Annotated in this window: 26 protein-coding genes and 2 pseudogenes; 11 read left to right on the top strand and 17 right to left on the bottom strand. The window is 64.8% G+C overall.

Going from position 1 to position 25,923, the window contains the following annotated elements:
- Positions 1 to 856 precede the first annotated feature (856 nt).
- Positions 857 to 1,753: an alpha/beta hydrolase gene (locus VE759_RS20055; protein ID WP_324935687.1), complete on the top strand. Its 897-nt coding sequence runs from the start codon at positions 857 to 859 to the stop codon at positions 1,751 to 1,753.
- Between the two features lie 201 nt (positions 1,754 to 1,954).
- On the opposite strand, the pseudogene VE759_RS20050 reads toward VE759_RS20055, so the two are convergent.
- A pseudogene (locus VE759_RS20050) lies at positions 1,955 to 2,077 on the bottom strand (hypothetical protein); the annotation flags it as partial.
- 52 nt (positions 2,078 to 2,129) lie between these two features.
- Positions 2,130 to 2,234, bottom strand: a pseudogene (locus tag VE759_RS22960) (adenylate kinase); the annotation flags it as partial.
- Positions 2,235 to 2,488: 254 nt separating this feature from the next.
- On the opposite strand from VE759_RS22960, the gene VE759_RS20045 reads away from it, so the two are divergent.
- Together VE759_RS20045 and VE759_RS20040 are read left to right on the top strand one after the other, a co-directional pair.
- Entirely contained in the window at positions 2,489 to 2,983 is a 495-nt protein-coding gene (locus tag VE759_RS20045) for a MarR family transcriptional regulator (protein ID WP_324935685.1), read from the top strand.
- Positions 2,984 to 3,202: 219 nt separating this feature from the next.
- Positions 3,203 to 3,844, top strand: coding sequence for an AMP-binding protein (locus VE759_RS20040; protein WP_324935683.1), 642 nt, complete (start codon positions 3,203 to 3,205; stop codon positions 3,842 to 3,844).
- A gap of 305 nt (positions 3,845 to 4,149) precedes the next feature.
- On the opposite strand, the gene VE759_RS20035 is transcribed toward VE759_RS20040, so the two are convergent.
- Positions 4,150 to 4,980: a MerR family transcriptional regulator gene (locus VE759_RS20035; RefSeq protein WP_324935681.1), complete on the bottom strand. Its 831-nt coding sequence runs from the start codon at positions 4,978 to 4,980 to the stop codon at positions 4,150 to 4,152.
- Between the two features lie 131 nt (positions 4,981 to 5,111).
- Here VE759_RS20035 and VE759_RS20030 point away from each other — a divergent pair, with 131 nt between their 5' ends.
- The 3 genes from VE759_RS20030 to VE759_RS20020 all read left to right on the top strand — a co-directional run bounded on the left by VE759_RS20030 (position 5,112) and on the right by VE759_RS20020 (position 7,048).
- Positions 5,112 to 5,474 (top strand): nuclear transport factor 2 family protein, encoded by a 363-nt coding sequence (locus VE759_RS20030; protein WP_324935679.1) that lies wholly within the window; start codon positions 5,112 to 5,114, stop codon positions 5,472 to 5,474.
- A gap of 259 nt (positions 5,475 to 5,733) precedes the next feature.
- Entirely contained in the window at positions 5,734 to 6,147 is a 414-nt protein-coding gene (locus VE759_RS20025) for a PPOX class F420-dependent oxidoreductase (protein ID WP_324935677.1), read from the top strand.
- 16 nt (positions 6,148 to 6,163) lie between these two features.
- Entirely contained in the window at positions 6,164 to 7,048 is an 885-nt protein-coding gene (locus VE759_RS20020) for an LLM class F420-dependent oxidoreductase (RefSeq protein ID WP_324935675.1), read from the top strand.
- Between the two features lie 302 nt (positions 7,049 to 7,350).
- Here the strand turns inward: VE759_RS20020 and merB are convergent, their stop codons facing one another.
- From merB to VE759_RS19995, 5 genes are all read right to left on the bottom strand, one after another.
- Positions 7,351 to 8,016: an organomercurial lyase gene (merB, locus tag VE759_RS20015; protein ID WP_324935673.1), complete on the bottom strand. Its 666-nt coding sequence runs from the start codon at positions 8,014 to 8,016 to the stop codon at positions 7,351 to 7,353.
- A gap of 8 nt (positions 8,017 to 8,024) precedes the next feature.
- A complete protein-coding gene (locus tag VE759_RS20010) occupies positions 8,025 to 8,999 on the bottom strand; it encodes a 2-dehydropantoate 2-reductase (protein ID WP_324935671.1) in 975 nt (324 codons plus the stop codon).
- Positions 9,000 to 9,009: 10 nt separating this feature from the next.
- On the bottom strand, positions 9,010 to 9,531 hold the full coding sequence (locus VE759_RS20005; protein WP_324935669.1) for a DUF302 domain-containing protein: 522 nt from the start codon (positions 9,529 to 9,531) through the stop codon (positions 9,010 to 9,012).
- Between the two features lies 1 nt (position 9,532).
- The gene (locus tag VE759_RS20000) at positions 9,533 to 10,096 is read right to left on the bottom strand and encodes a helix-turn-helix domain-containing protein (protein WP_324935668.1); all 564 of its coding nucleotides are present in this window, start codon (positions 10,094 to 10,096) and stop codon (positions 9,533 to 9,535) included.
- A 99-nt stretch (positions 10,097 to 10,195) separates the two neighbouring features.
- Positions 10,196 to 11,170, bottom strand: a complete 975-nt coding sequence (locus tag VE759_RS19995; protein WP_324935666.1) for a LysR family transcriptional regulator — start codon at positions 11,168 to 11,170, stop codon at positions 10,196 to 10,198.
- Between the two features lie 107 nt (positions 11,171 to 11,277).
- Here VE759_RS19995 and VE759_RS19990 point away from each other — a divergent pair, with 107 nt between their 5' ends.
- Together VE759_RS19990 and VE759_RS19985 are read left to right on the top strand one after the other, a co-directional pair.
- Positions 11,278 to 12,306 (top strand): amidohydrolase family protein, encoded by a 1,029-nt coding sequence (locus VE759_RS19990; RefSeq protein ID WP_324935664.1) that lies wholly within the window; start codon positions 11,278 to 11,280, stop codon positions 12,304 to 12,306.
- A gap of 12 nt (positions 12,307 to 12,318) precedes the next feature.
- The gene (locus VE759_RS19985; protein ID WP_324935662.1) at positions 12,319 to 13,320 is read left to right on the top strand and encodes a 4,5-dihydroxyphthalate decarboxylase; all 1,002 of its coding nucleotides are present in this window, start codon (positions 12,319 to 12,321) and stop codon (positions 13,318 to 13,320) included.
- A 36-nt stretch (positions 13,321 to 13,356) separates the two neighbouring features.
- On the opposite strand, the gene VE759_RS19980 is transcribed toward VE759_RS19985, so the two are convergent.
- Entirely contained in the window at positions 13,357 to 15,006 is a 1,650-nt protein-coding gene (locus tag VE759_RS19980) for a protein kinase family protein (protein ID WP_324935660.1), read from the bottom strand.
- 197 nt (positions 15,007 to 15,203) lie between these two features.
- On the bottom strand, positions 15,204 to 16,094 hold the full coding sequence (locus VE759_RS19975) for a hypothetical protein (protein ID WP_324935658.1): 891 nt from the start codon (positions 16,092 to 16,094) through the stop codon (positions 15,204 to 15,206).
- Between the two features lie 468 nt (positions 16,095 to 16,562).
- On the opposite strand from VE759_RS19975, the gene VE759_RS19970 reads away from it, so the two are divergent.
- A complete protein-coding gene (locus tag VE759_RS19970; protein ID WP_324935656.1) occupies positions 16,563 to 17,129 on the top strand; it encodes an XRE family transcriptional regulator in 567 nt (188 codons plus the stop codon).
- A gap of 345 nt (positions 17,130 to 17,474) precedes the next feature.
- Positions 17,475 to 18,353 carry a polyphosphate kinase 2 gene (gene ppk2, locus VE759_RS19965; RefSeq protein ID WP_324935654.1) on the top strand — a complete coding sequence of 293 codons (879 nt, stop codon included), beginning with the start codon at positions 17,475 to 17,477 and terminating at the stop codon, positions 18,351 to 18,353.
- 21 nt (positions 18,354 to 18,374) lie between these two features.
- Here ppk2 and VE759_RS19960 read toward each other — a convergent pair whose 3' ends face one another.
- Both VE759_RS19960 and VE759_RS19955 read right to left on the bottom strand, forming a co-directional pair.
- On the bottom strand, positions 18,375 to 18,962 hold the full coding sequence (locus VE759_RS19960) for a peroxiredoxin family protein (RefSeq protein WP_324935653.1): 588 nt from the start codon (positions 18,960 to 18,962) through the stop codon (positions 18,375 to 18,377).
- Between the two features lie 94 nt (positions 18,963 to 19,056).
- Positions 19,057 to 19,962 carry an SDR family oxidoreductase gene (locus VE759_RS19955; RefSeq protein WP_324935651.1) on the bottom strand — a complete coding sequence of 302 codons (906 nt, stop codon included), beginning with the start codon at positions 19,960 to 19,962 and terminating at the stop codon, positions 19,057 to 19,059.
- A gap of 87 nt (positions 19,963 to 20,049) precedes the next feature.
- On the opposite strand from VE759_RS19955, the gene VE759_RS19950 reads away from it, so the two are divergent.
- Positions 20,050 to 20,622, top strand: a complete 573-nt coding sequence (locus VE759_RS19950) for a TetR family transcriptional regulator (protein WP_324935649.1) — start codon at positions 20,050 to 20,052, stop codon at positions 20,620 to 20,622.
- Between the two features lie 48 nt (positions 20,623 to 20,670).
- Here VE759_RS19950 and VE759_RS19945 read toward each other — a convergent pair whose 3' ends face one another.
- The 5 genes from VE759_RS19945 to VE759_RS19925 all read right to left on the bottom strand — a co-directional run bounded on the left by VE759_RS19945 (position 20,671) and on the right by VE759_RS19925 (position 25,808).
- The gene (locus VE759_RS19945; protein WP_324935647.1) at positions 20,671 to 21,696 is read right to left on the bottom strand and encodes a protein phosphatase 2C domain-containing protein; all 1,026 of its coding nucleotides are present in this window, start codon (positions 21,694 to 21,696) and stop codon (positions 20,671 to 20,673) included.
- 328 nt (positions 21,697 to 22,024) lie between these two features.
- Positions 22,025 to 23,302 (bottom strand): HAMP domain-containing sensor histidine kinase, encoded by a 1,278-nt coding sequence (locus VE759_RS19940; protein ID WP_324935645.1) that lies wholly within the window; start codon positions 23,300 to 23,302, stop codon positions 22,025 to 22,027.
- A complete protein-coding gene (locus VE759_RS19935; protein ID WP_324935643.1) occupies positions 23,295 to 24,044 on the bottom strand; it encodes a response regulator transcription factor in 750 nt (249 codons plus the stop codon). Before VE759_RS19935 ends, VE759_RS19940 begins: the two co-directional genes overlap by 8 nt.
- 10 nt (positions 24,045 to 24,054) lie before the next feature.
- Positions 24,055 to 24,849: a YoaK family protein gene (locus VE759_RS19930; protein WP_324935642.1), complete on the bottom strand. Its 795-nt coding sequence runs from the start codon at positions 24,847 to 24,849 to the stop codon at positions 24,055 to 24,057.
- Positions 24,849 to 25,808, bottom strand: coding sequence for a lactate/malate family dehydrogenase (locus VE759_RS19925; protein WP_324935641.1), 960 nt, complete (start codon positions 25,806 to 25,808; stop codon positions 24,849 to 24,851). Before VE759_RS19925 ends, VE759_RS19930 begins: the two co-directional genes overlap by 1 nt.
- Positions 25,809 to 25,923 lie beyond the last annotated feature (115 nt).

The raw sequence follows: 25,923 nt of genomic DNA, 5'->3' as shown, positions 1-25,923 counted from the left end.
GCGCACACTGTCGAACCGCCGACGGTTTGACAGTCGGAAGTGGGATCGGCTGCCGCTGGCGGCGCAATGGTAATGCAGATGGCCGTCCCGATGGCCACGGCGGCGGCAAGGACAGAGCTGGTCTTTTTCATGGCTGATCTCCAAATCTTGAGACGCCGCCCCGACCTCCGCTATTTCGGACGAACTGCTCGCGTGCATCGACGATCGTGGTGAGTTTGACTTCCGGTTGCAGGGGCAGGCCGCGGACATAGTACATATTACGTCATACGTTGTATGACGTATCAGTACGTCAAAGTCTATTGAGATACCTTGACTCCAGCGTCGCTGTTGCCGCATAATGACAACAAACGTAAAACGTCAGTCGTGGATAGTCATGCCACTGACTCGGTATGGCTTCGTTGGCCCGATACGGCATGGAGACGAGTGCAATGCAGGAGCGACCAAGGGCATCCGCCACGACCGCAAATACCCTCGATGAAGCGCTACCTCAGGTTCGGGCGGGCGTCCCGCCGGTTGAGGTGCGGGCCACTGAGGTTTTGATCACCGAACAGGAACTCGCTTTCAGCACCGCAGCCGCTCTGGCGCCGCAGCGTCATGGGGTCGGCCAACGGCTCGTCACCAGCCTGTGGCGAGCGTTGGCGGGGACGACGAATGCACCCCATCGGCCCCCGCCTTCCCCGCCGTACTATCTCGAGCGGGCCCGCCTGTCCCGTGAAATCGACCGCTTATGAACGCGGTAGCAAGCGGTCGTATCAGCACTACTCGTAGCCGCGATCGCGACGCCCGCCCCTACCCCGTGTTGCGGGGGGACCATTGTCGATCGCATTTTGCTCCGATCCGCCGGCGCCACAAGGATGTGCACATCACCACGGGCGACGGCGTGCAGTTAGCCCTGCGCGACTACGACCCTCCCACCCGTACCCACACCGTCGTCTTCCTGCATGGTTTCTGCCTTTCTCGAACTTCGTGGACGCGCCAAATCGATTACCTGCTAAGGCATTACGGCCACAGCACGCGGATCATTGCCTACGACCACCGCGGTCACGGCGGCTCAAGCGCCGCTCCCATGGGCACCTACCGGATCGATCGGCTCGCCGCTGACCTCGACGAGGTGCTTACCGCGCTGAACGTCACCGCGCCACTGACCCTCGTCGGCCACTCCATGGGCGCAATGGTGGCGCTGGGCTACCTCAGCCGTCCCGCCAGCGAACGAACCGTCGATCCCCACGGGCTGGTCCTGGTCTCCACCGCCGCCGGAAAACTCGCCCAACGCGGTCTTGGCCGGCTACTGGGCACACCCGCCACACCTGTGCTGTTCAAGCTCATTCAGCACACCCCCGACCCGGCTATAAAAATGCTGGCAGGGCCCGTGTGCGCGGCGCTGAGCCGATGGTGCAGCTGTGGAGCCGCGCAGCGCGCAACTCTTGCCACCACCGCCGCCGAAGCACTGGCCACTACACCCATATCGACCGCCGCTGGATTCCTGCCCACGTTATATGACTACGACGTGTACCGGACCTTGGGCTCGGTCCGCGCGCAGACAGTCGTTGTCAGTGGAGGTGCCGACCCGTTGACGCCGCCCGTGCATTCCCGCGAACTGGCCGACGGCATCCCCGGCGCCGCCCACTTGCACGTTCCGCAAGCCGGTCACATGCTGCAGCACGAAGCACCGCACGTCATCAACCGCGCAATCCGGCAGGCGATGACGATCCACGCCAACGCTCACGCTGGATCCGCAGTGATCTCGTGTTGAGGTTCAGATTGGCTCACGCAGGGTCCGTGGCCCGTCTTATTCCTCTCAGTGCGGTCGATGGCTGCACGCCTAGTTGGGCGGGAGGGCGAGTGACCTTTCGGCGAAAGTATGGGTTAATTATCACCCAACCCGCCACCGGTTCGCTGGTTGTGCTTACGGCGCAACATCATCGGTATGGTCGGGGACCGAGACAGCCGTGGCCTAGGCGCGGAACCGGCTGAGCGTGCGCATCTTGTTCATCACCTCCAACGCCGCCACTTTGTAAGCCTCCGCGAACGTCGGATAGTTGAAAACCGCATCCACCAGATACTCGACGGTGCCGCCGGTCAGCCATCAGAGCGTTCATCACCTTTGATGGCACAGGATCACCTGCCTCGAGGTACCGGTTGGCTGCCATACCGAGCCGTGATCCGACGCTGATGCTCTCGCGTATGAGTTGCTCCGGTGCGATGCGCGGAGTCGCGAACTTGGCGGCAAGCATGCAAGCCTGTGTGCTCCTACCCGACCGGGCGGTCCAATCAAGATGGCCTTCACTTGCTTTTCCCGAACCGCGAATCGCTTTGGCCTGCAAGCAGGGCCGCGCGAGTACAACGAAGCGATATTAGTCATGGTACAGCGATAACATCGAGTTCTTATACAACCATCCTTATGTGTCGCAGATAACTCTAGCAATAACCAGGGTACAGGTGGGCGGTGAACTAGACAGATACATAAGTCACTGATATAAACAAGCCCATGCAACGAGAACGCTCTAGAGGTACCCGAGAGGGGATCGCTGAGACGCTCGACCGGGCTGCGCTGCTGCTGGTGCGGCACATCGCGCGGAGCACCAGCCTCACTTCTAGAGCCGCGTTGAGGGCGCTTCGCGACGACGGTCCCACTCGGCTCACCGAGCTGGCGTGCGCGCAGGGCGTCAGCCAGCCGGCGATGACTCAACTGGTGGGTCGGCTGGAGCGCGAAGGTTTGGTCGTACGGCTGATCGATCCTGAGGACGCGCGCGCGACATTGGTCGATATCACCGAATCTGGGCGCGCAGCGTGGACTGAGCTGAAGGAATCCCGACGCGAGCGGCTGGCAGAACTGCTGGACACCCTGTCGCCCGATGAGGAGGCGGCGCTTGGTCTAGCCATGCGCGTTGCACTGCCGCTGATCGAGCAACTAACCCGCCACGCTGCCGCACACCCGAAGCCCCAACCGGCGCCATCGGTTTTGGCGTCCGAAGCCGTCTGATTCGAAGTCTCGATATGCAGTTCACCATCGCAGTGATCGAGCAGGCCTGCTGGGTTCCCGACGTTGTCGCCGGCCGAGGCCTTCCTGCCTCGACTTCGCCCGACTTGGCTTCTGCCGAAGGCAAGTCGCCTTCGCCGTCGACGAAATCAGCTGCCCCATCGAAAGCGAGCTAGCCGACGAGGCTGCCTGCTTGCGGGCATTACCGATCAGGAGGTTTCGATGTCGGCTGACAACCCACATGAGCCGGTCGGCTTTGCCGACCGCCTGGCGTTCGGACAGCGCGCGGTGCAGATTGTCAAAGATCCCAACCCTGGGTGCACCTTGGCCGAGCCTCTGCCTCGATTCGAAACGATCACCTACAGGGAGCTATGGGAGCGCGCGGGCGCGATCGCCAGCGCGTGGACGAGCAAGCCCGTGCGGTTTGGCGACCGAGTATGTCTACTGGGATATCTCAGCATGGATCGCGTCCTGATTCATGTGGCGTTGATTCGTCTTGGCGCCGTGGTGGTTCCGTTGCAAGCCGGTGCCGGGGTAACACAGCTGAGGACCATCGTCGCAGAGGCGGAGCCAGGAGTGATTGCCGCCAGCATCGGTTACCTGCCCGATGCGCTCGAACTAGTGCTGACGGGCCATGCACCGACCCGGTTGGTCGTTTTTGACCAGCAGCCCGAGGTTGATCACCACCACGAGGCAGTGAAGGCAGCACGACGCAGGCTGGCACGCGCCCACACACCGGTGATCGTGGAAACCTTGGCCGATGTGCTCTCACGCGGCGAACGGCTTCCTCCCGCGCAGTCGTTTGCAGCGCCGGACGTCCTCGTCACATACGTCTCGAACTTGCGGCTGCTAGGCCTGGTGTAGAGCGGCACGCGGCGTCATCGCGTGGGACGGACACCAATGGACGTGGATCCTCACTATTGGACCTCGTCGACTCGGGCTGAACCTCAGCGGATCGCTGAGGCGCTCCGGGCGGCGCGGGAGTGGGTGCCAGTAAATCCAACGAATATCCGCGGCTCGGACCCCGGAGCGCGATCCGCCCGACGCCTCGTCACCCCGCAACACCGCGCCGGCAGCAGACAACAGTGCGCGCAAATTCTGCGTGGTCGTCTGGATGTGGCCGTGTTGCACCGTCGGTGGGCATGCAACGTGACGGCGCGTGGGCGGGGTTAGGCGGTGGTGGTGTGAAAGACCGGCCAGCAAATTTCGGTGCGCCAGGCCGTTTCGTCGCGGGTGTCTTGGGGGCCGACGAGGAAGTACTCGCGAATGGGCGCATCGACGGTGATCGCGTGTTGGGCGACATGGGTGGCCAGGGCGCCGTAGGCCAGGTCGAAGTCGCGATACGAGCCGGCGTGCACCACGGTGATCAGTTCGGCGGCGGGTACCACCAGTTCGGTGAGGCGTCCGGTGCGTCGGATGTCGCCGGCGATCGGGACGAAAACGGTCGCCAAGCCTCGGTCGTTGGCGATTAACTCGTCGGCGAAGATGCCCCCAGCCGGGCCGCAGATGCGCCCCCGTTGAGCGGTCAGGTTGGCGTACAGCTCGGCGAGCGCTCCCTGGACCCACGTCAGCGCATCGCTGACGTCGACGACCTCGCTGATCGCAACCGCCTCGGTCGGTTCGACTCTGCGGTAACCTATCCGGCCTTCCGCAGTGGGCCCGGGTTCGAGCAGTTCACGCAGCGTCTCAACGGCCCGCTTGGTCTGCGCGAGTTGGGATTCCAGACGCATCAGGTGCGCGTTGATCAGCTCGTTGCGTTGACGAGTGTCGGTGGTGTTCATAACGGTGCGGATCTCGTCGAGCGGCATTTCTAGAGCCCGGAAACGCCGAATGATCTGCGCTGTGGAGATCTGGTCGGCGCTGTAGCGGCGGTAGCCGGTAGCGCGATCAACATCGACGGGTTCGAGCAGCCCGATCTGGTGGTAGTGGCGCAGCATCTTCACGCTTAACTGCGTCGCACGGGAGAAGTCCCCGATGGCCAACAGCGCGGGTGAACTCATCGTCTCAGTGTGCACTCTCCCCCTGGGGGAGACTCACGCCCTGAGCGAGCCTTGACTCGCCCACGATGGTAGCGCGCACGGTGGATCACCGGCTGCACCACGGCGCCGGCCACGAATTGGGAGACAAGAGTATGAAAGAGACCGACCTGACGGGGATCGTCGCCGAACACATCGACGCCATCAACGCCGGCGACACCGATCGCACGGTCGCCACGTTCGCCGAGGATGCCTACGTCAACGACAACCTCCGCGAATTCGTCGGAATCGACGCCATCCGCCGTTGGGTGGCCAAGGAGATGGTCGGCGAGAAGGTGAGGATCGAAGTGCGCGAGGTGCTCGATCATCACGGCGATACCGTGGTACGCGGGGCCTACGACGGTACGTTCGACCGAACCAATCTGCCCGACGACATAGTTCTGACGAACTACTTCAGCGTGCGTGACGGCCAGATCGTCAGCCTTGTGATCATCTTCAACCAGCCAGTCGACTACTGACCTGGCACAGCGAATCGACCCAGCGGTAGCGCCAGGCGTTCGACACCCCGCGTTGCTTTCGGGTTCAACGGCTGCAGAGACGTAAAGACAATCTTCCGTAGATGCATCGGTCCGCATGCGTTCTCGTTCTTAGCGCGCGCTACCAACGTATAGGGGCCATCCGCGGGCCGCAGGCACTCGGGGAATTGACCGGCGGGGGACGGCGTTGTGTGCGATGTGACGCTGGACATATTCCGTCATATGTTAGATAGGAGCGAATATGGTTGCGGTTCCCGCCGGCTACGACGACCTGCTTGAACGCCCGCTATATGGGCATTTGGCGACGACCCGGCCCGACGGTTCGGTGCAGGTGAGTCCGATGTGGTTCGACTGGGACGGCGAGCTGCTGCGGTTCGCGCACACCACCAAGCGGCAGAAGTACCGCAATGTACAACGCAACCCGCGGGTTGCCATGTCGATCTCGGATCCCGACGATCCGTACCGTTATCTGGAAGTACGCGGCGACGTCGAGCGCATCGAGCCCGATCCAGCGGCGAGCTTCTTTCGGCGTATCGCCAACCGCTACAGCGGCGACGAACCTCCCCCGGACGCCCCGCCCCGGGGCGAGGCTCCCTCCGACGCCCCGGACTGGGTGGTCATCGTGGTTCGCCCGACCGGGTTCAGCAAGCATTAATACAGCGAGGACACCAATGACAACACCAAACATCGACCTTGGCCGATTCGGCGTGTTTACCTGGGACCCAGGCAGCAGTTTCCTCGACCTCGGACTGGCAGTCACCCCCGAGCAGGCCCAGGAAATCGAACGGCTCGGCTACGGCACGCTATGGGTTACTGGTTCGCCGGCCGCCGAATTGTCGTTCGCCGAGCCGCTTTTGGAGTCCACCACCGAGCTAAAGGTTGCCACCGGCATCGTCAACATCTGGACGGCGGACGCCAAAACCGTCGCCGAGTCGTTTCACCGCATCAATGCCGCCCATCCCGGCCGATTCGTGCTGGGCATCGGGGCCGGCCATCCCGAGCACACCAAGCAATATCGCAAGCCCTACGACGCGCTGGCCGAGTACCTCGACGAGCTAGACGAATACAGCGTACCGGCCAATCAGCGTGTGCTCGCCGCGCTCGGGCCGCGCGTGCTGAGGCTGGCCGCCGAACGCACCGCCGGGGCGCACCCGTACAACACCACACCTGAACACACTGCACAGGCCCGCGAGATCATCGGGCCGAACGCACTGCTGCTGCCCGAGCACAAAGTGCTGCCGATCGCCGACGCTGAGGAGGCGCGCGCGGTCGGCCGGAAGGTTCTGAACACGTACAACTACCTCAACCTCACGAACTACGTGAACAACTTCAGGCGGCTGGGTTTCACCGACGCCGACCTCACCCCGCCCGGCAGCGACAAGTTTATCGACGCGCTGGTCGCCTACGGCACCACCGACGACATCGCCAAGCGCCTGGGCGAGCATCTGCGGGCCGGCGCCAACCAAGTCGTGATCCAAGTGCTCGGTGGCTCGGACAAACTGCTGCCGACGCTGAGCGAACTGGCTGGCGCACTGCGGCCGACTCCGCGGCTATGACCTCTCGCGATGCACCCCCCGACCGAAGCGACGCGGAAGGTCAACCCTCAGAGATAAGTGCAGCATCATTGGGCCCGGCGCCGGCAACACCGAAACGGTGGTACACCATCGTCCCAGCGCACGGGCGTCGACCATGCTGGAACTTCTCCACGACCTTCTGCTGACGTCACGGTGACGAAATGGACTGTGATCTGCCCAATCAATTTTGCGGTTACCTCAGGGCGCCTTCCACGCGTTTCAACGCTGCCTAGGAAATGACTCTCAATGATTAAGTCAAGCCGCCGCGGTGTACTGGGCGGGTTTCACAGCTCCCAAAACGGTCCGCTGAGACCGACCCGGCGGAAGTACTCGCCGGACTCAGCGGGCTCGCGACGGACATAGCCGCGGTCGAGCCGTCCGCGGTACCAGCCTGCCGCGAGGCGCCACAGCGTAGCGAGGTCCATCACGTAGCCCCGCGTGTTCGACGTCCGATCCAGCCACGCGTCAACACAGGCATCGCCGCAGAACAGAAGCTGATGCCTGCAGGTATGTACGACGTCGTCCCATGTCCTGCTCATCGGGACAAGGAAATGGGCTACTTCGCCGCCCTCCGGTGGTCGATACCTGTCGACCACCCAAGCCAGTGCAGCGTCGCAGCCCGGACAGCGGGTGGCCACCAACACGTCCGGCTCGCTGTCCAGGAGATGCGCGATCGCAAACGAATCCCATGCGCAGCCGCCCCACCACAGCGTCGACGATCCCATTACCGCGAAGCCCAGCGGGACGGCCGCGAACGGGTGAGCCATCACAATCTGATCGCGCTCGCCGAGCACTAGGTGGCGCGCGATAGCAAGGCGCCGCAAGCTATCCCGCGCCTCATCCTCATCAACGCGCAACGACGTGGCAAGCGCATGGACACCCGGCGCGCTGCCTGTCGTGGCGAATGCTCGATAGACAGTTAGCCGGACGTCCTCATCGTCGATGGACACGGCCGGAGTTATTTAGACTCGACCGGCGACCTCAGCTGGGTCAACCCGGGCGGTAATTGGGTCTCAATTTGGGCGATCCGGCGGTGATAGAGGTTGATGACGACGATGGCGGCGTCAAGTAGCGGCGTGGGAATGGTGTGCGTGCGGGCGCAAGCGGCTAGCTCGGTTAGCACGTCGATTTCGATCGGGCGGCCGGCCTGCATGTCCCTGAACATCGATGGCCTGAACGCCGATGTGGGATCGGTCAGGACGGCCTCAAGGTTGGACTGAGCTGACGGCGCCAACCCGTAGCCCTCGGCGGCGGCAACCGTGGCGACTTCGGCCAGAACGGTGTGGGCCAGGTTGCGTCCGCCCCCCGTTCGCGCCACGGTGCCGATGTTTCCCCCGATGAGACAGGTCAGCACGGCGGTCGCCGTGATGAAAGCGAATTTTTCCCACATGGCGGCTACCACGTCGGGTCGAATCGTCACGGCGACGTTGTCGACGTCGAGCTCGTTGATGGTGCGGTTCAATGCCTCGGATCGGCCGCCGTCGAGTTGGCCGATAGTGACTTGAATGCCCGGGGCAACCTCCTCGATTGTGTTGTCGGGCAACATCGAGGTGGCTAACTTCGCTTCGCTGCCCAGCACCACGTCGTGTCCGAAGGCGGCGGTGAGCCGTCGCAGGTGCCGAATTCCGTTTACCACTGGAACAATTCTGGTGTTGGACGCGACGGCGTCGGCGATGTCGTTGATCGCGGACGGGACGGCGTTGGAACGAACGGCCAGCACGATGACGTCGTAGTGTCTGCTCAATTCGGAGGCTGTCACGGCATCGACGGGGACGGTATCGACGCCGCCGCTGTGACGAATGCGCAGACCCTCGGTGGTTAGGTGCGCCAGCCTTGCGGGACGAACCAGGAACGCAACATCGCGCCCGGCGGCCAGCAACTGGGCGCCGAGATAGCCGCCCACCGCTCCGGCCCCAACGATAAGGATGCTCACCGTGGCCCTCCTAGGGTTGTTGCATTCTCAGCTGCCGAGGTACGTCGCCGCCGAGCAGGGTGATCAATTGGGCGAGGAGAGCGTCGAGTTCGTGGCCGACGTGGGCGATCTGTGGGTTGTCGTAGCTGGCGAAGAGCAGGCTGGGTTGGTCGACGGCGAGTTTGGTGTCGCCGTCGGGGTCGGCGTAGAGCAAAGTACGCAGGGGAGCGTGCAGCATGACCGCGGGGTCGTGGCGGAACATGCGTTCGGCGATGGTGTGGTTGCCCATCAGGTATTCGGTGGCGTTCCACACTGACGGCGAGCCGGCCATGAGTGCGGTGACGTCGGCGCGGAAGTAGCGCATGAAGCCGTGTGGGGCGTTGATTTCGGCCAGCTCCAGGGTGGCCTGCCAGGAGGCCGTTTGAAAGAAGCGGGCGGAATCCACTTCAGGGACAAGGGTTTCGTACTGTTCGCGGGCGTCGTCGTAGATTGCCGGCAGCGCCACCACGAGGCGTCGCGACGGGTGGTCGATGGCGGTGGTGTGGGCGGTCATGTCACGCACTCGGGGTGCTGGCCACGGCTGCCTCGGCGCTGGCGGCCAGTTCGGCGATGGCCATGTCGAATGGCTCGGGGCTGCGCAGCACGCGGCTGAGGATGAGCGCTCCCTCCATGCTGGTGACCGCGTTGGTGGCCAGCTCTACGGCGCGGCGGTGGGGGATGTTCTTTTCGGTGAGCCGCGCGGCGAGGGTGGTGATCACGTCCTGGAAGGCGCGCCGGGTCACGTCGCTGAGCTGAGCCGACTCGGGGGTCGACTCAATGACAATGGGGGCAACGGCACACCCCTCGCGGTAGTTGCTGGCGACCAGTTCGTCGCGAAAGCGACCGATGAAGGCCGCGATAAACTGCGCGGCGGTGCCGGTGGTGCCCGCCGTACGGTTGATGTGGGTGATGGCGTCGGCGGCATGGACCAGGGTGACCTCGGTGGCCAGCTCCTCCTTGCCGCCGGGGAAGTGAAAGTACACCGAGCCGCGCGGGGCAGCGCTCTCGGTGACGACGTCAGACAGCGCCGTACCGAGGTAGCCGTGCTCGCGGAAAAGCCGGCGCGCGGCGGTGATCATGCGCTGCTTGCTGTCGCTGCGTCTTGGCATATCGTTCATCATACATAGTGTTTAGACTGCGGTTCCGGCCTCCCGGGGCAGGAATCGCGTATCTATGGTTTATATGTCGTCCGACATATTTCTATGTGACGGCCGCCCGGAACGCTTCGACTGCGATGCGGGCTGGCGGCGCGGCGGGCTTGGTGCGGCCACGCTGCCCACGATGTGGCGTAGCCAGGCGTGGGACGGATCGTTGTCGAGGCGTGGGTGCCAGACCGCGTAGAACTGCAACTCGCCGAGTTCGGGGGGCCCGTCGAGTACGCGTGTGGCGTCGGGGTCGGCGAAGTGGTGGGCCAGTCGGGCCGGAACGGTCAGGATCAGGTCGGTGCCGGGCAGAATGTTTGCCGCCAGCACGTGATAAGGCATGCTGACGGCGATACGTCGCGGTGTGCCGCGTGCTTCGAGGGCCTGGTCGACGGCTGGTTGACCGATGTCAATGGTCAAATGCGGCCAGCGCAGATATTTCGAGAGCGACACGGCGCTGCGCCGCGCCAGCGGGTGGTCGGCCGCTACGACGCACACGTAGCGATCGGTGAAAAGGTGTTGGCCGCGGTGTTGCTCGGGTGGTGGGCGCCCGTAGATCAGCAGGTCGATCGTCCCCGCGTCGAGCTTGGCGAACACGTGCGCGTCGAGGGGTTCACAGCGAACCGTCGAATGCGGCGACTGGGTCAGGATCGTGTGAACCAGCGCCGGCCCGAATGCCGAGAAGGTGTACTCGCTGACGGCGACTCGAAACGATTGCGCCGCGCTGGCCGGATCGAATGTTTCGGTAGCAAACAGGTGCTCGAGTTGCGTCACTGCCGTGGCCAACTGGGCGCGGATGCGCTCGGCGCGCGGCGTCAGCGAGTAGCCGTCGGGTCCGCGCACCAGCAATTCGTCGCCGAACTGGCGACGCAGGCGGTGCAGGGCTCGGCTCATTGCCGGCTGGCTGAGCCGGACCCGCAGGGCCGCGCGCGAAACGTGGCGCTCCTCCAAGAGCGCCACCAGCGGCGGCAACAGGTTCAGATCGACCTCGTCAATATGCGTGGAATGCATAGTAGCCATATTAGTCATTCATTTCACAAATTAATGTTGGCGGCGCAGACTCGATGGTGAGGCAGTCGCACCGGTGGCCTCCACAGCACCGAGACGAGGAGAGTCCAGTGAAGTTGATTTGTATCGAGGAACACGCCATCGACCCCGCGATCCAGGAAGCGGCACAACCCGCCCTGCAACGCGAAGCGCCCTACATGGGGTTGCAAAACACCGGCAATGCGACCTCCCGGCGCCACGCGGGTGATCGGTCGAGGGGCCTTGAGATGTCCAAAGCCCTGAAGCTGGCCGCGGATCTCGGTGATGGCCGAATCCGCTCCATGGACGAACACGGAATCGATATGCAGGTGGTCTCCTACAGCAGCCCGGCCCAACTCGTCCCGCAGGAACAAGCCGTTAAGCTCGCGCAGGCCGCCAATGACCGGCTGGCCGAGGCGATCCAAGCCAATCCGGCGAGGCTGAGTGGCTTCGCAGTGCTGCCATGGCAAATTCCGCAGGCCGCCGTCGATGAACTCGACCGCGCGGTCACCGAACTCGGTTTGAAAGGCGTGCTCATCGTCGGACGTCCCGGTGAAACATTCCTCGACGATCCGAAATACGACCGGGTGTTGGAAAGGCTCAATGACCTGGGGGTGCCAATCTACCTGCACCCGTACCATCCGCTGGCCCAAGTGCAACAGCCGTACTACGGTGGCCTGAAACCCGAAGTCACTGCTCAGTTCTCGCTCGCGGGATGGGGATGGCACCACGAAGCCGGCATCCACGCCTTGCGCTTGATCCTGTCCGGGGTCTTCGAACGATTCCCGAAACTTCAAGTGATCAGCGGCCATTGGGGCGAAATGGTGCCGTTTTACCTGCAGCGCCTCGATGACACGATGCCGCCGACCGTCACCGGCTTGTCGACAACAATCACCGAAACCTATCGCAAACACGTATGGGTCACCCCCAGTGGCATGTTCTACCGGCCACAGTTTGAGTTCATCCGCGAGGTCATCGGAGTCGACCGGCTGATCTGGTCAGTCGACTACCCCTACCTCACCCTCGATGGCACCCGAAAATTCCTGGAAGGCCTTCCCATCACCGACGACGAGGCACACAAGATCGCACACCGAAACGCCGAACAGCTCTTCCACTTGTGAAAGGGGCAAGCCATGACCGGTGTCAAGCTCAGAGTTGGCTGCCGTGAATATGACCACACCCGTGCGTTATTCGAGGGCACCACAACGATTGATGGCGTTGATGCCAGCTTTGAGACCGCCCCGATCGTCTCGGACATTTTCGAACGCATGGTGCGCCATCATGCGTTCGACGTCGCCGAGCTGGGATTGACGTTCTATCTGCGCACGCTGGACTTCGACGACCCGCCGTTCATTGCGCTTCCGGTGTTTCCGGCTCGCCACTTTCGTCATTCCGCGATATACGTCAATACCTCTAGCCGGATCAAATCCCCGGCAGACCTCGCGGGCAAGACCATCGGTGAATTCGCCATCTACGGCCATGACGCCGGCGTGTGGCCAAAGGGTATCCTGTCCGACGACTACGGCGTGAAGCCAGATCAGTGCCGATGGATTGTCGGTGGCACCAATTGGCCGATGACGCCGCTTGATTTCGTCCCGTCCCGACATCCGGTCGATGTCGATGTGACACCGACCCCGGACGGCAAGGCGCTGGATCCGATGCTCGAAGAGGGGCGGATCGACGCGCTCATCTCGGCCCACGTGCCGCGGTCTCTGCTGGATGGCTCAACGAAGGTCGCGCCGTTGTTCGCGGACTCCGAGTCGGTGGAACGTGAATACTTCGCGCGCACCGGAATTTTCCCGATCATGCATACTGTCGTGGTTCGCAGGGATTTTCTCGCCCGGCACCCCGGCGTTGCACAGGCCATTTATCGAGGATTTTGCGACGCGAAGGACATCGCACTGGAGCAATATGGGCGCGGCCGAAACGATCAATACATGGACTGCATGGTCCCGTGGTTCGCCGCCCTCTTCGATAAAAACAGCCGTCTGCTGCCCGATGACTGGTGGCCCTACGGCGTCGACGCGAATCGTCACACGATTGACACCTTCCTGCGCTACTTCTACGAACAAGGTCTTTCCAAGCGCAGGTTCAGATGCGAAGAGATCTTCGTGCCAGAGCTACTGGACACATGACTCCGCCGGCGGCCGCGCTCGCGGCGGAGGACGATGTCACGCCCGGGGCGACGTGGTCTGCAGCGTGATTTCTGAAACGTCGGAGTGGCTCTTGCCTTGTGTGGTGCCGAGTGTGGCGATCCACACCAGTACGTTCGCCACCGGCTCGGGGTGATTCACCGGGATGCTGTTATGGCCGGGCCGCACGGGCATCGGCGGCGCGAGCTCAGCGGTGTCGGCGAGCCGGACGGGGGTGGCGCTGGTCGCAGACCGCACCTGTACCACAGTGCCGGTGCTGCTTAAATCGACGGTCACCGCGCTGAGCGCAGTCGGCTGTGGAAGTTGCAGCAGCACGCCGACACCCTCTTTGAACTTCGGAAACGGGACGGCGTCGAAGTAGGTGTCGGTTGACCATGCCGTCGACGGGTCACCGTCGACTGCCAACCCGGCCGATTCGGGACTGTCGGGCGCGCCACCCGGCGAAAACACCGCAGCTTTGACGGGTTTCACCGGACCGCCGACGGTAGTCGACGGCGGCGGTTGCGGCGGTTGGGGTGACTTCGATGACTCGGCATTAAGACCCAACTTGTCGGTGTTCAGCGCCCTGCTTGCGGTGCCGTCCCCGGTCATGCCGTTGAGCGTCGAGGCGAGCATCAGCGCCGCCACGACGATGACTGCCGCGGCGACGGCGAAGTACGCTCGCAGGGTCTGGCGGCGAGCGGCTTCGGCCCGCTCCGCCGGCCCGAAGTTGCCAAAGCCCGCATAACCGCCAGGTGGCGGCAGCCGGGGCGGTTCCCTGACGAATGATCGCGGCTCGGCCGCAAGGGCTTCCGCAGTGGCTTGCTGCAGCAGGCCCAGAACCGTCGAATTGTTGTGGATTCCGCCTTGCTCACGAACCAAGCCGGTCGCGACGGCAGATATTAGGAACGGGATTTCCGGGTTGAGGGTGGCCGGCTCCGCCGGCTGGCCTTGCGGATCACGCTCAGTGTGGGCCCACCCGCTGGGCAACTCCCGATCCTGAAGCGGCCAACGCTTGACCAGCAGTGCATACATAGCGCCGCCGATGCCGCGCAGGTCGCCCTGCGGCGTCGCATCCGGCATCGTCGCCGGAAATGCCAGTACCACATCCCCTTCCGCACTGACCCGCAGCCTGCTGGGATGGTCGATCGACAACGCGATCCCGCCGCGGTGAGCAGCCTCGGCGGCCACCACCAAGGGTTCCACCGCGTCGGCGACACGCACCGGCGACGGCGCGGTGTCGGCCACCTCCCGCAGCGTGGCGCCCCTGATCCACTGCGCAATCACCAGGCCGCCGCGAACGCTGCGGCCCACGCCGAGCACCCGCGCGATGCCCGGTGTGTCGATTCCCCTCAGCTGCGCCGTAAGCCAAAGGATGTGATCGATGTCCCCGGCCGGCAGGACGCCGTCGGGGTCGACGAGCGTCAACGCCACCTGGTGGCCCAGCACGGTGTCGACGGCCTGCCAGAACTGCAGATGCTGGGGGCCACCGTGGAAGATCAGCAACCGGAACCGGCCCTCGGCAACGCTCCCTCCTGGGGTCAGGTGAATGTCGCTGTGATGCGGGCGGGGCTCGTCGGTCGCGGAGGCATCCGCCGGCGGTGCCGAGGGCTGCTTTGGACAGTCCGGCTCGGCACCCGATGGGTTCTCGTTCGATGTGGCATCGGTTGTGGGCTCGTCGGTCGCCATGTAGCTCGAACCTCGGTTTCTTTGGCCCCGGCTGGAGTCCCGCGCCGAACGCAAATCTGGACGCCAGAATACGTACGTCGTCGTGGACATAGCCGCGCACGAGCGGCCTTAAACCCCGCATCGGATGCTTCGGTGTCGTCAGCAGCGAGGCAGCGGTACCCCATTCATCACATGTATTGATTTGCAATCAATTACAGTCAATCGCCGCGAGCATCCAGGCCTGTTCGAAGCAATTCCCAGGCAAGATGCCGAGCTTCTGCGGCTCTCTCGTGCATGAGCCGCTGTACGGGCGGGATGGGATTGGGCTGCGGCGCACTGCCCTCGACGACGCCAATGTGCACATCCTCCGCTACGCGAATCGCCATCAGCGCGGCCGCATTGACCCGGTTCAGCGCTTCATGCAGGCGGTCGTCCTCGACGAGCAGGTGGGCATTGCCGAGCTCCACCGAGAAGTCGTTCACGACGTGACCGATCTGCTCGAAGATGGGATTCATCGCCCGTTCCCGCTCGTCGGGGTCCTCGATGCGCAGGATGCTCGCGCCCTGGTTCCACAGCATGGCGAGCATCTGAGTGTGCGCGCTGACGGCACGCGATACGCCGATCATCGCTTGCTTCTGTTGATGCTCAAGTAGCTGGAGACGCTGAATGCGAGCTAGCTCGCGTTGGGACTCCATCTCGGCGCGGTGCAATCGCTGCGTTAGCGCGAGTTCGCGCCCGAAGCGCTCATCGGCGGCCGCTAGCTCGGTTCGCAGCCGTTCGGCGGCTTCGGCGGCGTCCTGCTTCGCCTGGCGCTGGATGTTGAGGGTCTGCCACAACGCCACCGCGACCGCGCAGAATGCACCGGTTCCGGAGAACCACTCGGCCTTGGATCCGATTTCGGCGCGACTGAGGAACATGAGCCAACCGACGGCCGAGCCGACAGCGAACCCGCAGGCCAGCCACCAGATTCCACGTGAGCCTTGGGCGGCGGCGAACCAGTGCGGTCCGCGGCCGCCCGCCAGGATCGGCTGCGTCAACTCCGCGGAGTCGCTCGCTTCACCCGGTTCTGGAGACGCAGCGGTCATGGTGGCTTGCGCTGCTCCCGTCATGTTGGCCTCCTGCCTGCCGGAGCCTCCCGCAGTGCGGGTTCAGACTAGGACCCGCGGATCAGCCGATGCAGGGCACCGCCGGCGGCGCCTCGACCCGGCCCGACATCACCTACCATCCATGCGACCCGGGCGCATGGACGATGGGTGACATCTGGCACCAGTCATTAACCGACTCGTGTCCGTTTGTCCGCCTGCAATTCGACGATCGGTCAGCATCGCCGTGAACTGACAGGCCCTGCGCTGCATCTGTGCTGGGCGGTAATCATAGGCGTCCCCAACCATTTCGGTCGGCACGTGTTATCCATCGCACGTTATCCATCGCACGCTCGCGGAACACCTTCGCGTTGTACGCGAGCGATGTTGACCGCTAGTCTCAACCCATGCTCGCCAAGGAGCGGTGCGCTTGCGGAAGCCGCCTTCTGAGCTACTCGCCGTTGCTGGAACTAACTGTTGGAAAGTTGAGGGCTGATGGGAGAACCTGCGCCACATGAGGGTGAGTCGTCGGTAATTGTCAGTCTGTCCGAGGCGGCGATGCACATGTACACCGCCGCCATCGACGCATTGCCCTTCCCAGAGGACAAGAAGTTCCACAAACGGGCCGACGTGGTTTTGTCGGGCATGCGCAAGCTGCGGGCCGCGCTGACGGAAGCAGCAAGCCGCAGCAGATCCTCACCCGCAGTGATTGTGGCGCTCAGCGATGTGAGGCGGCGCTACGACGATCTGATGACCTATGCGGCCGCGGCACCCGGATCGAGTTTGGGCCAACAGCTGTATTCCGTACGTGTTCACGCCAAACTGTCGGCCGAGGAGGTCGCGAACGGGGCGGGGCTGCGCGCCGACCTGCTGGATGATCTGGAGGCCGGCGAAACCCCTACCGAAGAGGAAGCGGCGAAGCTCAACGATCTCATCGCCGCCCTTGGCGGGGTGCCCGGTACCGAACACCTCGAGCAGCCGCCGCCACCGCCGTCCCAAGAGCCCCAGGAGTCGCATGTCAATGGCTGGGATGAATCGCTAGTCGGGGACAACGCCGGCTAACAGTCGGGCGCAGTGATAGACGCCGCGCCCGCGTTTCCGCGACACTCGTCGAACTGGACGTGGTTCAGGTAGGTCCAGTGCTGCCGGGCCGGTGAATGGTGTCGGTAACGGCACGGTCGACGGCATCGCGCCACCGACCGAAACCAGGCAACCTGCCAAAGCCCGGCCGACTGTTGCGGCGTGGTGTAGTGGCGCGCTGCCATCACCGGCTATCTTCGGCGACGATGAACGCCGGCTGGGATCGACAGCCTTCCGCGGCGAGCGACGAGTCGTCGCGCGACGCCGCCCGCCATGCGTTCATCTGCGGCAAATCACATGAAGCGGTTCATCGGGGGACGTTTGGCGATGACTGAGATTGATCTGGAAGCGCTTTCCACCAGCGAACACGGGTACACGGTCGACGACGAGGACGACGACGATCCGGTCCTGCTGGACCGCGACGGCAATCCCGTCGAGACTTGGCGTGAGGGCTATCCCTATGATCAGCGGATGGCCCGCGACGAATACGAGCGGGTGAAACGGCGGTTGCAGATCGAGCTGCTCAAGCTGCAGAAGTGGAGCAAACGCACCGGTGCCCGGCACGTGATCGTGTTCGAGGGCCGCGACGCCGCCGGCAAGGGTGGCACCATCCAGCGGTTCATGGAGCATCTCAACCCGCGAGGTGCCCGGGTGGTGGCCCTGGAGAAGCCCACCGAACGCGAAAGCACGCAGTGGTATTTCCAGCGCTACGTTTCACATATGCCGGCTGCGGGGGAGATGGTCCTGTTCGACCGGTCCTGGTACAACCGGGCTGGAGTGGAGCGCGTGATGGGCTTCTGCACATCCGACGAATACGCCGAATTCGTCAGGCAGGCACCGCTTTTCGAACAGATGCTGGTTGAAAACGGCATTAGCTTGACCAAGTTCTGGTGCTCGGTGTCACCGGCCGAGCAGCGCACACGCTTCGCGATCCGGTTGGTCGACCCGGTTCGGCAGTGGAAGTTCTCGCCGATGGACATGGAGTCGATCAACAGATGGGATGACTACACCACGGCCAAGGAAGACATGTTCGAAGCCACAGACACCGATAAAGCACCGTGGATCGTGGTCAAGAGCAATGACAAGAAGCGTGCCCGGATCAATGCGATGCGCCACGTGCTCGGCAAGTTCGACTACGACGACAAGGACCACGAGGTGGTCGGCGAGGCCGATCCACTGATTGTGGGACGGGTCCTCGCTGACTGAGGCGGGAGGGTCTGATGGCTGCTATGTCGCACCAGCGGCTTCGGCCTTCCGGTAGGGGTAGTGCATCGAGTGGTCACCGGCGTCCCATGCCTCGCGCAGCCCAGGCGCCGACGGATCCCAGTCAGGACGGACTTCGCGTGTCACTTCGCGCAGATCACGGCGCAGCTCCTCAAACGAGGGTCGTCCCCAAAACCAATAGCCGTTGTAGATGCGGTGGATCACCAGCCCCGGCTTGAGCACCAACGTGTGCGGAATCATCGGGTCGTGATACGGATCGGTGTATTCCTGGATCTGCAGATCCTTCTGCACCCTGCGGCCGGCGTCGGATAGGAATGTCCACTGCGCGCCAACCGATGCGCGGAACTCCGCGGTCTCGAGGATGTTGTCTGTCGAGATGGTGACGATCTGGGTGTAGGCCACCGCGATCTTCGAGTAGTTAGCCGCCAGCTCCAGATGCTGCTGGTGATCCTTCGGGCAGAAGTGCCCACGCGACAGCATCAGGATCATCGGGTCGATCCCCTGAAGCTCGCTTAGCCGGCGCCGCGTCTTGGTGTGATCAGTAAGCTCGTAGTCGGGAAAATCCCCACCTGGCACGATGTCGGCGCGCACGGTGCTCTCCTTCGCATGGTCGTATTGGTCGGCGCCACCGAAGTGACCGACGCTTCCAGTGTCGCTGACGAACTCGGCGCGCGAATCTAGCCGGTCACGCCTGGAAGTAGTGGTCCTGTTGGAGGTCCTCGAGCAGACCTGCGTGCTGCGGCTGCCAGCCGAGAAGCTCGCGGGTTGCCGCACCGGAGCACGGGTTGTCGAGCACGACCATGGCGGCGAGGAATCCGAAGGCGCCCTGGGCGTCGTCCGGCGCGACGCTGACGGCGGGCACACCGAGCCGGCGACCGATCGTCTCCGCGATGCTACGAAACGGAATGCCCTCATCGGCCACGGCGTGAAGCCGAAAGCCAGCCGGCGCCGACTCCAGGGCGAGGCGGTAAAGGCGGGCGGCATCGAGGGTGTGGACGGCGGGCCAGCGGTTGGCGCCGTCGCCAACGTAGCCTGCCGCGCCGTCGCGCCGGGAATTGGCGATGAGAGTCGGGACAAAACCGTGCCGGTCCAGCGCGCTGTGCACCGTGGGTGGAAGACGGACGATCGACGAACGGACACCACGATCGGCCATGGCGACGACCGCGTTTTCCGAATCGATGCGGTACCCGCTCTCGAACGCGTCGGCCTCGGTGCCGACCCCGTCCACTCCGGCCATGGCCAGCATGAGAGTTCCAGACGTGCCGACGAATGGCTTGCCGGTGCCGGCGAGCGCTTCACCGAAGGCCTCGATTGCTTTGAGGTCAGTCGCGGCCGCGCCGACGATGTCGCCGGTCGTCATGGCGTTGTGATCGAAAGCCAGGTGGATGACTGCGTCGGCCGCGACGGCCGCGTCGCGGAGACCGTCTGTGTCATCAAGGTCGGCCCGCCGCACTTCGGCACCGAAGCCGTCGACCACGGATGCGGCCGCATCGGAGCGGGCCAAGCCGACCACCCGGTGCCCGGCGGCAAGGAGTTCCGGGACGACGGCCGAGCCGATGTGCCCAGATGCGCCGGTGACAAAGACATGCATACAATTCCTCCAACCACGGTGATGTCAGTTACTGACATCGACTATAGGACCTGATGTCAGTTGGTGTCATCACCTAGGATTTCGTGGATGGGACGCTGGCAGCCGGACTCGCGCGCACGCCTAGAGCGGGCGGCGCTGGAGCTGTTTGTTGAGCGCGGTTTCGAGCAGACCACTGTCGCACAGATCGCCGCGCGCGCCGGCCTGACCGAGCGGACCTTCTTCCGTCACTTCGCCGACAAGCGCGAGGTGCTCTTCGGCGGCGGCCAAGAGCTGGAGGGCGTTCTCGCTCGGCTGGTCGCCGAGGCCCCGGCCGGCGTTCCGCCGCTCGAGGCGATCGTCGCTGCCCTCGAGAAGGTCGCTGACGAGGTCTTTGCCGAGCGGCAGAGCTTGGCGCGGCAACGCCAGTCAATCGTCGAGGCGAACCCGGAGCTGCAGGAGCGCGAATTGCTAAAGCTTGCCTCTCTCTCCGGTGCCCTCGCCCGGACGCTGCGCGAAAGGGGGATCGGCGACACAGCGGCAAGTCTTGCCGCCGAATCAGGAGTGACTGTGTTTAAGGTCGCCTTTGTCCGGTGGCTCGACCCGCACAACGCGCGCAGTCTCGCTGAGCTGGTCCGGGACGCGGTTACGGAATTGAGGGCACTGGCGACCCGCGCGCGATGACGCACAACCCGACGAGGTGCAGGTCGAGTCGGCAGCCGCGACAACTGGTCAGCTCCGTGTCAGCTCGATCGCATCGACGACGACCGCGGTCGCGTCGTCCTGACCACCACGCGTCACTACAGCGCCAACCAAAGCGTCGGCGACCGCCTGCGGATCGACATGAGCCGCAAGCACACGCCCGATCGTCGCCTCATCGAGTTCGCGGGTTAGCCCGTCGGAGCACACCAGGATGCGGTCGCCGGGTCTAATCGGCAGCATCCGCGTGTCGGGTTGGCAGTCAGCGTGCGCCTGCACCGCGCGGGTCAACACGTTGCCCATCGGAGCGCCCCGCGCCGCCGAAGGCGTGACCGTGCCGGAATCGATGAGACCCTGCGCGACGGAATGGTCGACAGTTAGCTGCCTCAAGCCGCCGCAATCCCAACGGTAGGTCCGCGAGTCACCGACGTTGACCACCAGCCAGCTCGGCGCCGCGTCGTCGCCGCCGGTGACGATCACCCCGGAGACGGTGCTGCCGGGCGACCGGCGGTCCCGCACCGGGATCCGAGCCATTCGGGCCCGGGCGTCGGTGAGGCAGCCAGCCATCGTCTGGCGGGTCACGTCGGCGCGCCCGGCAAGCGTCAGCAGCGCGTCGACGACCGCGCGGCTGGCGAGGTCGCCCGCGGCGTGGCCGCCCATGCCGTCCGCCACCATGAAGACCGGCGGTTCCGCGGCCGACGAGTCCTGGTTGTGTCGGCGCGCAGAGCCGACATGGCTGGCCGTGCCCCAGTCGAGAACCGCGCCCGCGATGACGGCGCGTCCGAGGGTGGCCTCGACCCGAAAGTAGCGCCGACCCAAATAGATTGTGCTGCCCGGCGGAACCGGTGTTCGACGCGATGTCCCAACGGGGTGGCGGCGGCGTCCATCGGTTTCAATGTCGGAACCGTTGGTGGACCCACAATCTCGAATCCACAGTGTGCCTTCGGCGACGCCAAATTCGAGGTGTGTTCGCGACAACGTCTCATCGGCCAGGATGACGCGTTGCCCGACGCCCGAGGCCCGCGCGAGGTTCCGCCCGATCAGGCCGCTGTCGCGCACCGGGACGGAGGTCCCGTCGTCGAACTGTAGGCGGAAATGAGCCCGGCGGGCCGGTCGTGATGTGGCCGTACAAGGAAGAGGCTTTGTAGAGGTATTCCTCGTGTCGGTGAATGTCCTCAACCGGGGTGAGGACGCTAGCGGACCGGTCGACCGACAGCGTGGCACCGATGGGAGACGCACACCGGCCGTCTTGTCCTCGTCGAGCACCGTCGGCTCCCGTCGTACGCCAGCGCCAGATGCGCTGATAATGTCCACGGTCCTCATTGAGGCTGAGGCGAACCTGTGAACTTGTCATGAAGTCGCCGGAATTCGACTACGTCGGTCAACCTCAGTCGGCCTCGGGGAGAAACAGCGTAAAAGTGGTTGGGTTGCGGCCGGTGATTACCAACCGGGCGCCCTCGGCCTCGGCGAGGCTGCGCGCCAGCGGCAGGCCCATGCCGCGCCCGGTTGCCGAGGAACGAATGAACACTGCGTCATCGACGTCGACGCTGCCCTGGTCGCAGACATCGACCGCGACGCTGCCAATCGTTTCGCGGGCGTGCACGTCCACGCGCCCGGACCCGTGGTGAACGGCGTTATCCACCAGCACCGCAAGGATTTGTCTCACCGCCGCCCCCGATGCCCGGACCGGACGGTTCCCGGGATCGGCCCGGACAGACAGGGAGCGACCTTCTTTGGCGAGTAGAGCGTGCCAAGATGTGTCGATTTCCCTTAGCAGGGCGGCGATATCGAGCGGCTCAGGTCGCCGGTCGACGTGGACACGGGCCAGCGATATCAGGTCATCGATGGTGTGCTCCAACCGATCCGCGGATGCGATCGCCTCGCGTGTGGCAGCACGGAAATCGGCGCCCGGCGTCGCGAGCGCGTTTTCCAGGCACAACCGCAGACCTGCCAGCGGCGTGCGAAGCTGATGTGAGGCGTGCGCGGTCACCGCGCGCTCACGCTCGACGAGGTCGCTGATGCGTTCGGCGGCTTGGTTCAGCGCGGTTGCGGCCGTGTCGATTTCGGATATCCCGCTGGGATCGGCCCGCATCGTGAAGTCTCCGTCGCCGAGCTTTGACGCCGACTGGGCGAGGTCTTCCACCGGGCGGGCCAGGCGGCGTGCCTGCCAGCGAGCCAGTTGCCAAGTAAGGGTGAGGATCACCACCCCGAGGCCGAACATGCCGAACCATGTGAGCGCGATTCTCGGGTAAACTCCGCTGGTAGCCGTGCTGGCGCGGATGGCGTAGTTTCCGCCGGCCTGGTCTGGGATCGGCACGGCCGCGGTCAACGTACCCAGGGCGGACTCATGCTGGATGGTGTCGTCGGCGATCGCATGCGCCACAACGTCATCCGCGGTGGCCGGGCCGTCACCGCTGAGCAGCCGGCCGTCGGGACCGTACAGGGCCAGCCGGGCGTCGTGCGCGGGACTGACCAACGGACCCGGGCGCCCCAAATGGACCACATCGGCCGTCACGTCCAGGGCGGCGATATCGGCGGTGTGTTCAAGCTCGGTGGCCTCCTGCGAAAGGAAGTAGGCCGCGGCCGCCAGCGCCAGGGGGAGACCGAACAGGGTGGTGGCCACGGTCGCGGAGATGACGGCCAGCATGACGATGCGGTTACGCATGCCCGGACTGCTGATGCGGCTGGTGGGTCTTCGGGCCGGCCGGGGAATCGAGGCGGTACCCATAGCCGCGCAGCGTGGTGATGCCCGGGGCGGCATGCGGTGCGACGCCGTGGCGCGCCGCCGCCTCGGCGAGCTTGCGACGCAGGATCCCAATGTGCACGTCGAGGGTTTTGGTTGACCCGTACCAGTGTTCATCCCACACGTCGGCCATCAACGTATCCCGGGTCACCGCGATGTCGGCGGCCGCGGCGAGCCGAGCCAGCAGGTCGAACTCGCGGCTGCGTAGCTCGAGACGGTGCCCGCGATAGCTCGCGACGCGGGCGCCCTCGTCGACGACCAGCTCCCCAATGACGCGGGCACCGGCGGGCGCGGCCTGGGAGGAGCCGCGGCGCAAATGGGCCCGCACCCGGGCGAGCAGTTCGGCGTACCGGAACGGCTTAGTGAGATAGTCGTCGGCGCCTGCGTCGAGGCCGACCACGACATCGATCTCGGCGTCGCGGGCGGTGAGGATCACCAGCACGGCTGCCGGCAATGTATTTCGCAATTCCCGGCACACGTGGACGCCGTCGAGGTCTGGCAGCCCGAGATCAAGTAGTACCAGTTCCAAGCCCTGCGACGCGGCCGCCTGCAGCGCAGCGTGCCCGGTGCGCACCCAGGTGACCTGATGGCCGTGACCGCCCAGACCGTCGGCGAGCTGTTTGCCGATGGTCTCATCGTCCTCGACCACCAGCAGATGGGCCATCGCGGCAAGTCTATCGACGGTCCAACCCGGCACCGCTGAGCAGAAGACCACGGTCTGATGCCGGTTCGCTGGCAGCGACTACCACGCCGCGGTGACGACGGGCGGCAGCAGTGACGACCACACCCAGCGGTGCGAGCAGGAGCAGCGGCATCGCCGCCGGAATGGTCGACAGCACGATCCCACCGGTGATCGCCCCGCCGATTGCGGCGAGCAGCGACGCGACGGCGGCCCGGTCCCAGTGCCCTCGCGACGTTTCGGCCAGCCCGGCAACCACACCGGTCATGGCGCCGGTGAGGTATGTGGTCGACAACGGAACACCGACCCGGCGGATGGCCGCCGTTTGCAGACCCATGGCGACGGCCGCCGTTGCGAGCAGACCTAGCTGTGCCGGCCCAGTCGGGGCCGCCGACGTGGCGAACCACCCGATGGCGAATCCGCAGAGCACCAACAGTTCTGCGAGCAGCACCCACGTCACCCCCGGGGGCCATCGGCTCGGGTGTCCGGCGCAGCTGCGGGTGGCACGTGTGCCGATCGCGACGCCGGACACGAATCCGGCGACAGCGGTGGTGGCGTGCACGACCGCAGCGGGATCGGTGTGGGCAACGCCCAAACCCATCACGATGAGGTTTCCGGTGACGACGCTGGCAAATCCGCCGCCGAGGTGCGTCAGCGTGGCCACGTCGATCGCGCCGGTGCCGAACGTCAGCGCGGCGGCCACCTGTACCGGCCAGCGTGAAGCCCGGGCAGACGGAGCGCAGTTGCCGGCCCCGGCGGTGGCCGCCGCGCCGAAATCTCGCCTGGCCATCAGCGGTGCAGGGCGGCCAGGTCGAGCGCTTCCTCGCACTGCTCGGTGGCCGCGCGCAGGATCGCGGCACTGCGCTCCACCGCGCGGCGCTCCTCGGGCGTCATGGCAGGCTCGATGACACCCCGGACGCCGTCAGCCCCGACCACCGAGGGCAGCGACAAGGTGGTGCCGAAGTCCGGGTGATATACGCCGACCGGCAGCAGCACGCGCTCATCGCGGAGCACGGCCGCCGCCAGCCGCGCTGCCACCGCGGCGATGCCGTAGCGACTGGCGCCGGTGCCCTCGATGATCGCGATGTTGGCGAACCGCACGTCATCCTCGATGTCGCGGCGCACGGCCTCAGCGTGGGCGTTTCGGCCCAACAGCTCCAGCACCGACCGGCCGGCGACCGTGGCCGACGACCACAACAACACCTGTGAGGTGCCGTGCTCGCCGACGACCATCGCCGAGACGTCATCGGTCTGCACGGCCAGCCGTTGGGCCAGGTGGACCCGGAACCGAAGGCTGTCCAACAGCGTGCCGGTGGAGAAAACCCGTGAATGGCCCGCCAGCCCCCGGGTGATGTCGGCCAGTGGATCGGGCGGGTCAGTGACGACCATCAGCACCGCCTGCGGTGCCGCCTGCACCGCCATCGGCACGATGCCGGCGTAGATGCGTGCATTCTCCGCGGCCAGCCGCAGCCGACCCTGCGGATCGGACCGGTCGATCGCCCCGCCGGCACGCTCATTGACACCGGCCGTGATGATCACAAGCTCGGCTCCGGTCAATAGGTCGTAGTCGCCCGCGCTCACCTCGACGGCCGGTGTCAGTGGCGCCGCGTAGCGCAGGTCCAGTGCCGTTCCCGAGGCCCTCGCCGGATCACTATCGATCAGGACAATGTCACGACATACCTGGCGCTCGATCAACGCCAGACCGGTGGCCGCGCCGACCGCGCCCGCGCCGATAATCCCGACTTTCATGCCGATAACCTCCACAGCTAAAAGTGTTGTGTGCGTATGACTTCGAAGCTAGGAAGGCGACAGTTAGCCTGGGGCCATCGGTAGGTAAAGCTTTTCTTTACCTCGTAGCCCATTT

The sequence above is a fragment of the Mycobacterium sp. genome, assembly GCF_035640695.1.
In the GTDB taxonomy this organism is placed as follows: domain Bacteria; phylum Actinomycetota; class Actinomycetes; order Mycobacteriales; family Mycobacteriaceae; genus Mycobacterium.
This window is presented reverse-complemented; position numbering and strand designations above follow the sequence as displayed.

Coding starts and splice junctions, on each gene's coding strand:
- VE759_RS20045 (WP_324935685.1), top strand. CDS start 2,489: ATGCAACGAGAACGCTCTAGAGGTACCCGAGAGGGGATCGCTGAGACG.
- VE759_RS20040 (WP_324935683.1), top strand. CDS start 3,203: ATGTCGGCTGACAACCCACATGAGCCGGTCGGCTTTGCCGACCGCCTG.
- VE759_RS20035 (WP_324935681.1), bottom strand. CDS start 4,980: ATGAGTTCACCCGCGCTGTTGGCCATCGGGGACTTCTCCCGTGCGACG.
- VE759_RS20030 (WP_324935679.1), top strand. CDS start 5,112: ATGAAAGAGACCGACCTGACGGGGATCGTCGCCGAACACATCGACGCC.
- VE759_RS20025 (WP_324935677.1), top strand. CDS start 5,734: ATGGTTGCGGTTCCCGCCGGCTACGACGACCTGCTTGAACGCCCGCTA.
- VE759_RS20020 (WP_324935675.1), top strand. CDS start 6,164: ATGACAACACCAAACATCGACCTTGGCCGATTCGGCGTGTTTACCTGG.
- VE759_RS20005 (WP_324935669.1), bottom strand. CDS start 9,531: ATGACCGCCCACACCACCGCCATCGACCACCCGTCGCGACGCCTCGTG.
- VE759_RS20000 (WP_324935668.1), bottom strand. CDS start 10,096: ATGATCACCGCCGCGCGCCGGCTTTTCCGCGAGCACGGCTACCTCGGT.
- VE759_RS19995 (WP_324935666.1), bottom strand. CDS start 11,170: ATGCATTCCACGCATATTGACGAGGTCGATCTGAACCTGTTGCCGCCG.
- VE759_RS19985 (WP_324935662.1), top strand. CDS start 12,319: ATGACCGGTGTCAAGCTCAGAGTTGGCTGCCGTGAATATGACCACACC.
- VE759_RS19980 (WP_324935660.1), bottom strand. CDS start 15,006: ATGGCGACCGACGAGCCCACAACCGATGCCACATCGAACGAGAACCCA.
- VE759_RS19975 (WP_324935658.1), bottom strand. CDS start 16,094: ATGACGGGAGCAGCGCAAGCCACCATGACCGCTGCGTCTCCAGAACCG.
- VE759_RS19970 (WP_324935656.1), top strand. CDS start 16,563: ATGGGAGAACCTGCGCCACATGAGGGTGAGTCGTCGGTAATTGTCAGT.
- ppk2 (WP_324935654.1), top strand. CDS start 17,475: ATGACTGAGATTGATCTGGAAGCGCTTTCCACCAGCGAACACGGGTAC.
- VE759_RS19955 (WP_324935651.1), bottom strand. CDS start 19,962: ATGCATGTCTTTGTCACCGGCGCATCTGGGCACATCGGCTCGGCCGTC.
- VE759_RS19950 (WP_324935649.1), top strand. CDS start 20,050: ATGGGACGCTGGCAGCCGGACTCGCGCGCACGCCTAGAGCGGGCGGCG.
- VE759_RS19940 (WP_324935645.1), bottom strand. CDS start 23,302: ATGCGTAACCGCATCGTCATGCTGGCCGTCATCTCCGCGACCGTGGCC.
- VE759_RS19935 (WP_324935643.1), bottom strand. CDS start 24,044: ATGGCCCATCTGCTGGTGGTCGAGGACGATGAGACCATCGGCAAACAG.
- VE759_RS19930 (WP_324935642.1), bottom strand. CDS start 24,849: ATGGCCAGGCGAGATTTCGGCGCGGCGGCCACCGCCGGGGCCGGCAAC.
- VE759_RS19925 (WP_324935641.1), bottom strand. CDS start 25,808: ATGAAAGTCGGGATTATCGGCGCGGGCGCGGTCGGCGCGGCCACCGGT.